The sequence below is a fragment of the Nocardioides pinisoli genome (assembly GCF_024199985.1).
Taxonomy (GTDB): Bacteria; Actinomycetota; Actinomycetes; order Propionibacteriales; family Nocardioidaceae; genus Nocardioides; species Nocardioides pinisoli.
Window position 1 is genome coordinate 222,893 of record NZ_JANARS010000007.1, and the last position, 11,384, is coordinate 234,276.

The window sequence follows — 11,384 nt, forward strand, 5'->3', positions numbered from 1 at the left end:
TCGTGACGTACGCCGGTGCCGCCCCGACCGCGACCTCGACCGCGCGCTCGAGCGCCCTCCTCGAGCGCATCCGCGCCGCGGTCATCGGCGACGACCAGGTGATGCAGGGCCCCTACGGCCCGCGCCGCGTGACCTACGCCGACTACACCGCGTCCGGCCGCAGCTTGACCTTCATCGAGGACTTCATCCGCGCCGAGGTGCTGCCGGCCTACGCCAACACCCACACCGAGGCGAGCGGCACCGGACTCCAGACGACCCGGCTCCGCGAGGACGCGCGGCGGATCATCCGCGACGCCGTGGGTGGTGACGACGAGACCGTCGTGGTGTTCTGCGGCTCCGGCAGCACCGCCGCGATCGACAAGCTGATCGGCATCCTGGGGCTGCGGGTCCCGGCCGCGCTCGACGACCGCTACGACCTCACTGCCGCGATCCCGCCCTCGGAGCGCCCCGTCGTGTTCATCGGTCCCTTCGAGCACCACTCCAACGAGGTCCCGTGGCGCGAGACCATCGCCGATGTCGTGACGATCCACGAGGACGCCGACGGACGGGTCTCGCTCGACCACCTCCGCGAGGAGCTCGAGGCCCACGCCGACCGGCCGCTGAAGATCGGGTCCTTCTCCGCGGCCTCCAACGTCACCGGCATCGTCACCGACACCGAGGGCGTGGCCGACCTGCTCCACGAGCACGGTGCGCTGAGCTTCTGGGACTTCGCCGCGTGCGCGCCCTACGTCGACATCGAGATGTACGGCCCCGGCCGCTCGGTCAAGGACGCGATCTTCATCAGCCCGCACAAGTTCATCGGCGGTCCGGGCACGCCCGGGGTGCTGGTCGTGCGCCGCGAGCTGATGACCAACCGGGTGCCGGTCGTGCCCGGTGGAGGCACGGTGATGTACGTCAACCCGACCGAGCACCGCTACCTCGACGACCCCGCCCACCGCGAGGAGGGCGGCACCCCCGCCATCGTCGAGTCGATCCGCGCCGGGCTGGTCTTCCAGCTCAAGCAGGCCGTCGGCGTCGAGACGATCCAGGCCCACGAGGAGGAGCTGCTGAGCCGGGCGGTGGAGGCATGGGTCGCCGAGCCGACCATCCAGATCCTCGGCAACCTCGACTCGCAGCGTCTCTCGATCGTCTCCTTCGTCATCAAGGCGCCCGACGGGTCCTACCTCCACCACAACTTCGTGGTCGCGCTGCTCAACGACCTCTTCGGCATCCAGACGCGCGGTGGCTGCTCGTGCGCCGGCCCCTACGGCCACCGGCTGCTCGACATCGACCTCGACACCAGCCACCAGTTCGAGGCGCAGATCGCCGGCGGGTGCGAGGGCATCAAGCCGGGCTGGGTCCGGGTCAACTTCAACTACTTCGTCGACGAGGAGGTCTTCTCCTACGTCGTGGAGGCCGTCCGGCTCGTGGCCCGCGAGGGCTGGCGGCTGCTGGGGGACTACCGCTTCGACCCGCTCACGGGACTGTGGCACCACCGCACCGGACCGGTGGAGCCGCCGCTGCGCCTCGCCGACGTGTCGTACGCCGCCGACGGGGCGATGACGTGGCCCTCGCACACGATGACGGCCCCCGTCTCGGTGCTCCGGGAGCACCTCGACGAGGGCCGCGCGATCATGGCCGCCGCGTCGCCGCCGGACTGGTCGGACGCCGCGCACCTCGGTGCGGACTTCGACGACCTCCGGTGGTTCGCCCTGCCGGCCTGCTCGTTGGGCTAGGCGCGTCCCTCGCCCGCACGCCGGGAGCCCCACACCGTCGCCGCGAGACCGGCGGCGCCGGCCGCGATCCACGGGATCGGCATCAGCCACCGCAGCTCCTCGTCGGCGACGACGTCGCCCTGGACGAGGGCCCACACCAGCACCATCCCGGCGAAGGCGACGCCCATCACGAGGTGGCCGACGTTGACCGGGTGGAAGCCGCTGGGCCGCTCGGGTGCGTCGAGGGGACCGACCATCGGCGAGTCGTAGCCGTAGAGATCGGTGTCGTGGAAGCCGGTGTCGTGGCTGCCGGGCTCGTTCATGCCTGTGCTCATTTCGGGTGCTCCTCAGGCCGCTTCGCGGACGATGACCTCGCCGGCGAACAGGTCGATGGTGATGGACATGTCGGGGACCTCGTCGCCGCCGTCGCGGAACCCGTCGAGGTTGACGTCGAGGCCGTCGCGCCGCTCGTCGAAGACCCGGCTGTCGCCGGCGAAGAGGTCGGTCCGCACGGTGACGTCCATGCCGTCGGGGACCACCACCTCCACGCGGCCGCCGACTCCGTCGACGGTCACGGCGCGCCCGTCGAGCGCGTCCACGTCGGAGACGTCGGACAGGTCGAGGGTGAGCTCGCCCCCACCGAGGTCGTAGGAGTCGCGCACCTCGGCAGCGCTGGTCGGCGCGTAGGTGAGCCGGTCGTCGGGGAAGCTGCTCGTGGCGGTGGTGGCCGCCGTGGCCAGCGCGGCCACCAGGCCGAGGGCGATCAGCCCGCCCGCGCGGCCCCAGAAGGCGCCGACCACGAGCATGGCCGCGATGATGCCGAGGGCGAGTGCCGGGTAGGCGCTCGGGACGACATCGAGCCCGTAGATGTCGCTCACCCCGAGCGCACCGATCGCGAGGCAGATCAGGGCCATCGTGGAGTTGAACAGGATCGGGCCGCGGCGGCGCGGGTTGCGGTACTGCCGCGGCGCCCGGGCGTACGCCTCCGGCTGCTGCCAGGCGGTCTGCTGCCACCCGGCCTGGTCCCACCCGGTCTGGTCCCACCCGGTCTGGTCCCAGCCGGCGGGGTCGAGCCCGGCCGTGTGGTCGGGCTGCTGCTCCGCGCCGGGCGCGGCAGGACCGGCGTACCCGTAGCCGGAGCGGGGCGTCGAGCGGTCCTTGCGGTTGAGGAACCAGATGACGATCGCGGCGACGATCGCCAGCGGCCACGGAAACCAGAACGCACCGGCCCAGTCGCCGACGGCGCTCAGCAGCGCGAGGACGCCGACACCGGCGAGGGCGAGCGAGCGGCTGCGCACGTCGAGGCCGAGCGGCTGGTCGTCGGTGCCCTCCTCGGGCACCAGGAGCCAGGCGCCGACGTAGGCGATGAGACCGGCGCCGCCGAAGAAGACCCCGACGACCAGCGCCACGCGGATGATGATGACGTCGACGTCGAGGTGGCGGGCCAGGCCGCCGGCGACGCCGGCGACGTGCCGGTCGGTGATGCTGCGCCGCAGGCGGCCGAGGTCCTTCATCTCCTCGCGGGTGACCCGCGGGCCCGACGGGGGCGGGGTGCCCGGTGCGGGCTGCTCGCTCGCCGTGGCGTCGGCGGGGTTCTGCCCCGCCGATGCGCCCGGTGGGGCGTCAGCAGGATTCGTGGGGCTGGGGTTGTCCATGCCCCAACTCTCCTCGGCGGCGTCGCCCCGCACCATCGGGGACAGCCCTGATCCTCGTCGTGGCCGCCGGGGTCCGGGTCAGGGTCGGCTCGGGGTCAGTCCTCATGGTCGCGCACCTGCGCGCCTGCGACGATGGAGGCACGATGAGCCACCCCACGACCCCCGCCCACCCGGCTGCGCAACCGGCCGGCCACCCGGCTGCCCGGCCGCGCCCGGGTGCCCGGCGCCGCGCCTACCGCGACATCTCGGCGCCGATCGCCGGTGGCGTCGCCGCCGGTCTCGCCGAGCACCTGGCGCTGCCGGTGCTGTGGGTGCGTGGCTTCTTCGTGGCCACCGCGTTCCTCGGCGGGTTCGGGCTCATGCTCTACGCCGGCCTGTGGGTGTTCCTGCCCGCAGACCAGCACTTCGAGGTCGGCGCCCCCGGCCTGGAGAGCGCCACCCGCACCGGCAAGCGCCCCGGGCGCCGGTCGCGGCTGCGCGACGCCGGCCCGGCGATCGCACTGGGTGCGCTGTTCTTCGGCGTGGTGCTCGGCGTCGAGGCGATCTTCGGCCAGGGGGTGCTCTTCTGGCCCGTGGTCCTCGCTGTCGCGGGCATCGGGCTGCTGTGGCGCCAGGCCGACGAGGCCCAGCGCGAGCGGTGGATGGACTCGTCGGGGCGCATCGACCCCTTCCGGGCGATCTTCGGCAACGGTGGCTGGGCCTCCTACGCACGCATCGCCGCTGGCCTCGGGCTCATCGTCGCCGCCCTCATCGTCTTCGCCGTCGCCGCGGGGCAGGCGACCTTCGCGGTCCCGGTGCTCGTCGCCGGCCTGCTCGGGCTGCTCGGCCTCGCCATCGTGGTCGGGCCGTGGGCGCTGAGGCTGGTCAACGACCTCGGCGCCGAGCGGGCCGAGCGGGTCCGCACCCAGGAGCGCGCCGACATGGCCGCGCACCTGCACGACTCGGTGCTGCAGACGCTCGCGCTGATCCAGAAGAACGCGCACGACGCCACCACCGTCGCCCGGCTGGCGCGCTCGCAGGAGCGCGACCTGCGCCAGTGGCTCTTCGAGGCCGACTCCGGCGACGCGACGACCCTCGCGGGCGCGCTGAAGGAGATGGCGGCCGACGTGGAGTCCCAGCACCCGGTCGTCGTCGACGTGGTCACCGTGGGCGACTGCGACCTCGACGAGGCGCTGCGCCCGATCGTCCTCGCCGCACGCGAGGCCGTGGTCAACGTCGCCAAGCACGCGGGCACCCAGCGGGCCGACGTCTACGCCGAGACCACCGCCGGAGCCGTCGACGTGTTCGTCCGTGACCGGGGTGCCGGCTTCGACGTCGCCGCCGTGGCCGGCGACCGCCACGGCGTGCGCAACAGCATCGTCGACCGGATGTCGCGCCACGGCGGCAGCGCGGACGTACGCTCTGCTCCCGGTGAGGGGACCGAGGTCCGGCTCCACATGCCCCGCGCCGCGCAGCACCAACCCGACAGCCAGCCCCACGACCACGACCCCCAGGACCACGAGGAGACCCGATGAACCAGGCCCAGCCGACGGGTCCCGTGCGTGTCGTGCTGGTCGACGACCACGCGATGTTCCGCGCGGGCGTGCGCGCCGAGCTCGCGGCCAGCGGCGCCGGCCTGGTCGAGGTCGTCGGCGAGGCGGCCGACGCCGACGCCGCCGTCTCCGTCGTACGTGAGCTGCAGCCCCAGGTCGTGCTGCTCGACGTGCACCTGCCCGGCGGGGGAGGCGTGGAGGTGATGCGCCGCCAGCCGTCGCCCGACACGCTCTACCTCGCGCTGTCGGTCTCCGACGCGGCCGAGGACGTCATCGGCACCATCCGCGGCGGCGCGCGCGGCTACGTCACCAAGACCATCACCGGGCCCGAGCTCGTCGACGCGATCACCCGCGTCGCCGGGGGAGACGCGGTGTTCTCACCGCGGCTCGCCGGCTTCGTGCTCGACGCCTTCGCCGGGTCGATCGACGTCGCGGCGGTCGACGAGGACCTCGACCGCCTCACCGAGCGCGAGCGGGAGGTGATGCGGCTCATCGCCCGTGGCTACGCCTACAAGGAGGTCGCCAAGGAGCTGTTCATCTCGGTCAAGACCGTGGAGACCCACATGTCGTCGGTGCTCCGCAAGCTGCAGCTCTCGAGTCGTCACGAGCTGACGAAGTGGGCCTCTGACCGACGTCTGCTCTGACGCGCCGTCGCCCCCGTCGGGGTGGGCGATGTTTGACAAGGGCGGGCTGAGGCGCTGGGGTCGGTGAGAACCCCCACCCCACTCGGGAAGCGAGGCCCCACCGTGGCCGACTCGACGACCGCCGTTGCCGACACCACCGACGACGAAGGCGGCCTCAAGAGATCCATCACCGGGGCGCAGCTGTTCTTCTACACCCTGGGCGACGTCCTGGGATCGGGAATCTACGTCCTCATCGGCCTGGTGGCCGCAGCCGTGGGCGGAGCGTTCTGGATCGCCTTCGCCGCCGGAGTGACCGTGGCGGCCATCACCGGCTCGGCCTACGCCGAGCTCGTCACGAAGTACCCGCAGGCCGCGGGTTCCTCGCTCTACGTGCAGAAGGCGTTCGGCAACAAGGCGCTGACGTTCCTGGTCACCGTGTCCTTCCTGTCGGCCAGCTTCGCGGCCTCCGGCTCGCTGGCGGCGGGGTTCGCCTCGTACTTCGGCCAGCTCTTCGACGGCGGCGGCCCGCCGGCGCTGCTGGTCTCGCTGGTCTTCGTCGCCGTGCTGGTGGTCATCAACTACATCGGCATCACCGAGTCGGTCGTGATGAACATGCTCATGACCTTCATCGAGCTCAGCGGCCTGGTCATCGTGATGATCATCGGCGTCTGGTACGTCGCCGAGGGCAACGCGGACTTCGGGACGCTCACCGACATCAGCGTCTCCGGCAACCCCGCGCTCGCCGTCCTCGCCGGAGTCGCGCTCTCCTTCTTCGCCATGACGGGCTTCGAGAACACCGCCAACGTGGCCGAGGAGACCATCGACCCCTACAGGGCGTTCCCGCGCTCGCTCATCGGCGGCATGGTCGTGGCCGGTGTGGTCTACGTGCTCGTCTCGATGGCCGCTGCGCTGACCGTGCCGACCGACCAGCTGGCCGAGTCCGACGTGGCGCTGCTCGAGGTGGTCAAGCAGGGGATCCTCCCCTTCTCCACCGACCTGATGACCACCATCTTCACCATCATCGCGCTCGTCGCGATCACCAACACCACGCTCGTGACCCTGGTGACGCAGCCCCGCATCCTCTACGGCATGGCTCGCGAGGACGTCGTCCCCGGAGTGTTCGCCAAGGTCCACGCGAGCCGGCGCAGCCCCTGGGTGGGCCTGCTGTTCAGCGGCCTGGTGGTCGGCGGCCTGCTCGTCACCGGCACCCTCGTCACCGAGGCCGGCGGCAAGCTCGACCTCGTCAACCGGCTGGCCCTGGTCACGGTCGTCTTCCTGCTCGCCATCTACGCGCTGGTCATCGTGACGTGCCTGAAGCTGCGCGGACACGACGAGGACGAGCGGGCGTTCCGCGCCAGCACGCCCCTGCTGGTCCTCGGGCTGGTCGGGAACCTCGCGATCCTCTACTACGCCGTCTATGACGACCCTGCGTCGCTCTACTGGTGCGCCGGGCTGCTCGCCGTGGGTGTCGTGCTCTACCTGGTCGAGCAGCTCTTCGGTGGGCGGTCCCGCCCCCGACCCGGCACCGCCTCGCGCGCACCGAAGGGAGACAGCTGATGCACGTCATCGTCGCCACGGACGGCTCCCGCCAGTCACTGGCCGCCGCCAAGCACCTCAAGTCCTTCGCCGACCCGACCAAGGTCACCGAGATCTCCGTCGTCGCGGTGATCCGGCCTCTCGCCTCGGTCGCGTTCGCCGACGACGTGTCCGAGCGAGGCTTCGACGGGTCGTTCCGCGACGCCGCGCAGAGCGCCGTCGACACGATCGCCGCCGTGTTCGAGGGGTGGGGGCCGAAGGTCAACAAGCGCATCCGCAGCGGCTCGGCGGCCAACGAGATCATCAAGGCCGCCAAGCAGTACGACGCCGGGCTGGTCGTGGTCGCCGCGGGCGGGCGTGGCCTGAGCGACAGCGTGCTCGTCGGCAGCACCGCCCAGCGCGTGCAGCACTACGCGCCGTGCCCGGTGCTCGTCGTACGCCCCGCGCCGAAGCCGAAGAAGCACCGGGCCTGACCCGAGGCCCGCCACCCTCCACCGGCCCGCACTGGCGCCTCACTAGGGTGTGCGCATGGAGACCCTGCGGCTGGTGCTGCTCTTCGTCCACATCCTCGGCTACGCCGCCCTCCTCGGAGGCCTCCTCGTGCAGGTGCGCGACGACACCAAGCGGGTCAACACGCTGATGCGCGACGGCTCCGGGACGGCGTTCCTCGCCGGCCTGCTGCTCGTCGGGGTGCTCGAGAGCCTGGGCTCGCCCGACCACGCCAAGATCGGCGTCAAGTTCGCGATCGGCCTGGTCATCCTGGTGCTCGTGATGGTCAACCTGCGCAAGCCGAGCATCCCCCAGGGCCTCTACTTCGGCCTGCTCGCGCTGACGATCGCCAACATCGCGGTGGCCGTCTTCTGGTCGCCCGCCCACGCCTGATCGGCTGTCACCGGCGCCGCATAGGCTGGGGGCGAGATGACCCCCACTGACACCTCTGCCGACCAGGCCCTCTTCGAGCGCACCGACCACCCGCTCCTCGAGGGTCTCAACGAGCCGCAGCGGGCGGCGGTGACCCACGCCGGGCCGCCGCTCCTCGTCGTCGCCGGCGCGGGCTCGGGCAAGACCCGGGTGCTGACGCGGCGCATCGCCTGGCTGATCAACGAGCGCAAGGCGCACCCCGGCTCGATCCTGGCGATCACCTTCACCAACAAGGCCGCGGCCGAGATGAAGGAGCGCGTCGAGGAGCTCGTCGGCAAGCGCGCCCGGATCATGTGGGTCTCGACCTTCCACTCCGCGTGCGTGCGCATCCTCCGCAAGGAGATCGACCGGGTGGGCTTCAAGTCCAACTTCTCGATCTACGACGCGGCCGACTCCAAGCGGCTGATGACGCTCGTGCTGCGCGACCTCGAGCTCGACCCCAAGCGCTACCAGCCCAACGCGGTGCTCAACTGGGTCTCCGACCAGAAGAACGAGCTGCGCGACGCCGAGGACGCCGCCAAGGAGGCGCGCAACTCGTTCGAGGAGGCCTACGCCAAGGCCTTCAGCGCCTATCAGCGCCGCCTGCGCGAGGCCAACGCCCTTGACTTCGACGACCTGATCATGACCACGGTGCACCTGCTGCAGGCGTTCCCCGACGTCCGGGAGAACTACCGCCGCCGGTTCCGCCACGTGCTGGTCGATGAGTACCAGGACACCAACCACGCGCAGTACAGCCTGATCCAGCAGCTGTGCGGGCAGTCCTTCGAGATCGGCACCGACGTCGAGGAGCCCGGTGCGGAGTCCGCGGAGCGGGTGGGGCCGAGCGAGCTGATGGTCGTCGGTGACGCCGACCAGTCCATCTACGCCTTCCGCGGCGCCGACATCCGCAACATCCTCGACTTCGAGCAGGACTTCCCCGACGCCACCACCATCCTGCTCGAGCAGAACTACCGCTCCACCCAGACCATCCTGTCCGCCGCCAACTCGGTCATCGGCAACAACCGCGGCCGCAAGCCCAAGCGGCTGTGGACCGACGCGGGGGAGGGCGAGCGGATCATCGGCTACGTCTCCGACGACGAGCACGACGAGGCCCGCTTCGTCAGCGAGGAGATCGACAAGCTGACCGACGACGCCGGCGTACGCCCGGCCGACGTCGCCGTCTTCTACCGCACCAACGCCCAGTCGCGCGTCTTCGAGGAGGTGTTCATCCGCACCGGCCAGCCCTACAAGGTGGTCGGCGGGGTGCGCTTCTACGAGCGCAAGGAGGTGCGCGACGCGCTCGCCTACCTGCGCATGCTGGTCAACACCGCCGACGAGATATCGCTGCGACGGGTGCTCAACACCCCCAAGCGCGGCATCGGCGAGCGGGCCGAGGCCTGCATCGCCGCCCTCGCCGACCGCGACCGGATCACCTTCTGGGAGGCCCTGACCCGGGCGGCGGAGGCGCCCGGCCTCGCCACGCGGAGCCTGAAGAACATCGAGGCGTTCGTCGCGATGGTCCAGGAGCTGCAGTCGATGGTCGAGGCCGACGAGCGTCCCGACGTCATCCTCGAGTCCGTGCTCGAGCGCTCGGGCTACCTCGTCGAGCTCGAGGCCAGCGACGACCCGCAGGACGGCACCCGCGTGGAGAACCTCGCCGAGCTGGTCGCGGTCGCCCGCGAGTTCGCCGAGGACCCGCAGCCCGGGCCGAGCGCCGACCCGGCGGAGGTGGAGGCCGGCACGGTCGCCGTGGGCCTGGGTGACTTCCTCGAGCGGGTGGCCCTGGTGGCCGACGCTGACCAGATCCCCGACTCGCCTGATGGCGACGACTCGGGCGTGGTCACCCTGATGACCCTCCACACCGCCAAGGGCCTGGAGTTCCCGGTCGTCTTCCTCACCGGCCTGGAGGACGGCGTCTTCCCCCACCAGCGCTCGCTCGGTGACCAGCCCGAGCTCGAGGAGGAGCGCCGCCTCGCCTACGTCGGCCTCACCCGCGCGCAGCAGCGCCTCTACGTCTCCCGGGCCCTCGTCCGCTCGGCGTGGGGCGCGCCCAGCCACAACCCGGCCAGCCGGTTCCTCGACGAGCTCCCGGTCGACCTCGTCGACTGGCGACGTACGGCTGCCGAGCAGACCCGGTGGGGCCGCGCCGACCTGACCGGCGGCTCCACGCGCCTCGGCACCCCCACCGACGCCGGGCGGCGCAACTTCAGCTCCGCCGCCCTGCGCGCCGACGCCGCCTCCAAGGCCAAGCCCGCCCGCGAGATCCCGAGCCTCGCGCCGGGGGACCGGGTCGTCCACGACTCCTTCGGCATGGGCACCGTCGTGGCCGTCGAGGGCGTGGCCGAGAAGTCCGTGGCCTCCATCGACTTCGGCTCCGAGGGCGTCAAGCGCCTGCTCCTGCGCTACGCGCCGGTCGAGAAGCTCTAGGTCCCCGCTCCAGGGCGAGTCGGCGTACGGCGCGCGGGTGGGACGTACGACGCTCCGTCGGGCGGTGCGTGAGGGGGGTTCGCGCGCCCGGGGATCCCCCTTGGGCCACCGCTCGTCTGCGGGGGTCGTACGTCGCTCCGTGGGGCGGTGCGTGAGGGGGATTCACGCGCCCGGGGATCCCCCTGGGCCACCGCCACTGTGAGGAGGGCTGGCTAGCGCGAGCCGAAGGTCACGGAACGATGCCGTGCTCGACGAAGGCCTGGAACGGGTCGACCGGGCCACCGCCGCCGGGGCGGACCTCGAGGTGGAGGTGGGAGCCGGTCACGTTGCCGGTGGCGCCCACGGTGCCGATGACCTCGCTGCCGTTGACGCGGTCGCCGACGGAGACGTAGATCGACGTCTGGTGGCAGTACCAGATCTCGGTGCCGTCATCGAGGGTGACGACGGTCTTGTTACCGTAGGCCCCGTCGTAGCCGGTCTCGGTGACCGTGCCGTTGGCGACCGAGAAGATCTGGTCGCCGCTGTTGGCGTTGAAGTCGAGGCCGGTGTGGTAGCTGGCCCAGAGGCCGTACTGGCCGAAGGTGGCGGTGATGCCGTAGCTGGAGAGTGGGAGGACCCACTTGTTCTCCTTGATCTTCGCCGCCTGCTTCTCCGCGGCGTTGCGCATCTCCTCGAGCTTGGCGGCGCGCTCGGCCATCTGCTTCTCGGCCAGCGCGACGAGCTCGGGGTCGGTCTCCTCGGTGCCGGAGTCGCGGACGTGGTCGCGGCTCACGACGACGCTGCGGCGCGAGAGGGCCTGACCGGCGGCCGAGCCGATGGCCTGGGTGGCCTCGACGGCCGAGCCGGTCGAGGCGAGGGCGGTGACGCCCGAGCCCGAGCCGGTGACGGCGCCGCCGGCGGAGACCGCCAGCACCGCGACACCGGCGACGAGGGGCAGGGACGGGAGCCGGACCACGGAGCGTCGCGGCGGCGTGGAGGCACGTCGCTTGCCGCTCACGGGTGCAGCCGTTGCCGAGG

Annotated in this window: 10 protein-coding genes; 7 read left to right on the plus strand and 3 right to left on the minus strand. The window is 71.7% G+C overall.

Annotated features, from left to right (window positions below):
- Positions 1-2 precede the first annotated feature (2 nt).
- Positions 3-1,715: an aminotransferase class V-fold PLP-dependent enzyme gene (locus tag NCI01_RS17050; protein WP_254182686.1), complete on the plus strand. Its 1,713-nt coding sequence runs from the start codon at positions 3-5 to the stop codon at positions 1,713-1,715.
- Here the strand turns inward: NCI01_RS17050 and NCI01_RS17055 are convergent.
- Both NCI01_RS17055 and NCI01_RS17060 read right to left on the minus strand, forming a co-directional pair.
- Positions 1,712-2,029 carry a hypothetical protein gene (locus tag NCI01_RS17055; protein WP_254182687.1) on the minus strand — a complete coding sequence of 106 codons (318 nt, stop codon included), beginning with the start codon at positions 2,027-2,029 and terminating at the stop codon, positions 1,712-1,714. The genes NCI01_RS17050 and NCI01_RS17055 overlap by 4 nt on opposite strands.
- 12 nt (positions 2,030-2,041) lie before the next feature.
- Entirely contained in the window at positions 2,042-3,349 is a 1,308-nt protein-coding gene (locus NCI01_RS17060; RefSeq protein ID WP_254182688.1) for a PspC domain-containing protein, read from the minus strand.
- 143 nt (positions 3,350-3,492) lie between these two features.
- Between NCI01_RS17060 and NCI01_RS17065 the strand changes: the two genes are divergently transcribed.
- The 6 genes from NCI01_RS17065 (at position 3,493) to pcrA (ending at position 10,367) form a co-directional block, all read left to right on the plus strand.
- A complete protein-coding gene (locus NCI01_RS17065; protein ID WP_254182689.1) occupies positions 3,493-4,863 on the plus strand; it encodes an ATP-binding protein in 1,371 nt (456 codons plus the stop codon).
- Entirely contained in the window at positions 4,860-5,525 is a 666-nt protein-coding gene (locus NCI01_RS17070) for a LuxR C-terminal-related transcriptional regulator (RefSeq protein WP_254182690.1), read from the plus strand. The genes NCI01_RS17065 and NCI01_RS17070 overlap by 4 nt, the downstream gene beginning before the upstream one ends.
- Positions 5,526-5,627: 102 nt before the next feature.
- Positions 5,628-7,061 (plus strand): APC family permease, encoded by a 1,434-nt coding sequence (locus tag NCI01_RS17075; protein WP_254182691.1) that lies wholly within the window; start codon positions 5,628-5,630, stop codon positions 7,059-7,061.
- The gene (locus tag NCI01_RS17080; protein ID WP_254182692.1) at positions 7,061-7,513 is read left to right on the plus strand and encodes a universal stress protein; all 453 of its coding nucleotides are present in this window, start codon (positions 7,061-7,063) and stop codon (positions 7,511-7,513) included. The genes NCI01_RS17075 and NCI01_RS17080 overlap by 1 nt, the downstream gene beginning before the upstream one ends.
- Before the next feature lie 55 nt (positions 7,514-7,568).
- Positions 7,569-7,922, plus strand: coding sequence for a hypothetical protein (locus tag NCI01_RS17085; RefSeq protein ID WP_254182693.1), 354 nt, complete (start codon positions 7,569-7,571; stop codon positions 7,920-7,922).
- 36 nt (positions 7,923-7,958) lie between these two features.
- On the plus strand, positions 7,959-10,367 hold the full coding sequence (gene pcrA / locus NCI01_RS17090; protein ID WP_254182694.1) for a DNA helicase PcrA: 2,409 nt from the start codon (positions 7,959-7,961) through the stop codon (positions 10,365-10,367).
- 229 nt (positions 10,368-10,596) lie between these two features.
- Here pcrA and NCI01_RS22825 read toward each other — a convergent pair whose 3' ends face one another.
- Positions 10,597-11,364 (minus strand): M23 family metallopeptidase, encoded by a 768-nt coding sequence (locus NCI01_RS22825; RefSeq protein ID WP_254182695.1) that lies wholly within the window; start codon positions 11,362-11,364, stop codon positions 10,597-10,599.
- Positions 11,365-11,384 lie beyond the last annotated feature (20 nt).

Bases quoted from the DNA above. Each gene is read 5' to 3' on its own strand.
- NCI01_RS17080 (WP_254182692.1), top strand. From the start codon at position 7,061: ATGCACGTCATCGTCGCCACGGACGGCTCCCGCCAGTCACTGGCCGCC.
- NCI01_RS17060 (WP_254182688.1), bottom strand. From the start codon at position 3,349: ATGGACAACCCCAGCCCCACGAATCCTGCTGACGCCCCACCGGGCGCA.
- NCI01_RS17085 (WP_254182693.1), top strand. From the start codon at position 7,569: ATGGAGACCCTGCGGCTGGTGCTGCTCTTCGTCCACATCCTCGGCTAC.
- NCI01_RS17070 (WP_254182690.1), top strand. From the start codon at position 4,860: ATGAACCAGGCCCAGCCGACGGGTCCCGTGCGTGTCGTGCTGGTCGAC.
- NCI01_RS17065 (WP_254182689.1), top strand. From the start codon at position 3,493: ATGAGCCACCCCACGACCCCCGCCCACCCGGCTGCGCAACCGGCCGGC.
- NCI01_RS17055 (WP_254182687.1), bottom strand. From the start codon at position 2,029: ATGAGCACAGGCATGAACGAGCCCGGCAGCCACGACACCGGCTTCCAC.
- pcrA (WP_254182694.1), top strand. From the start codon at position 7,959: ATGACCCCCACTGACACCTCTGCCGACCAGGCCCTCTTCGAGCGCACC.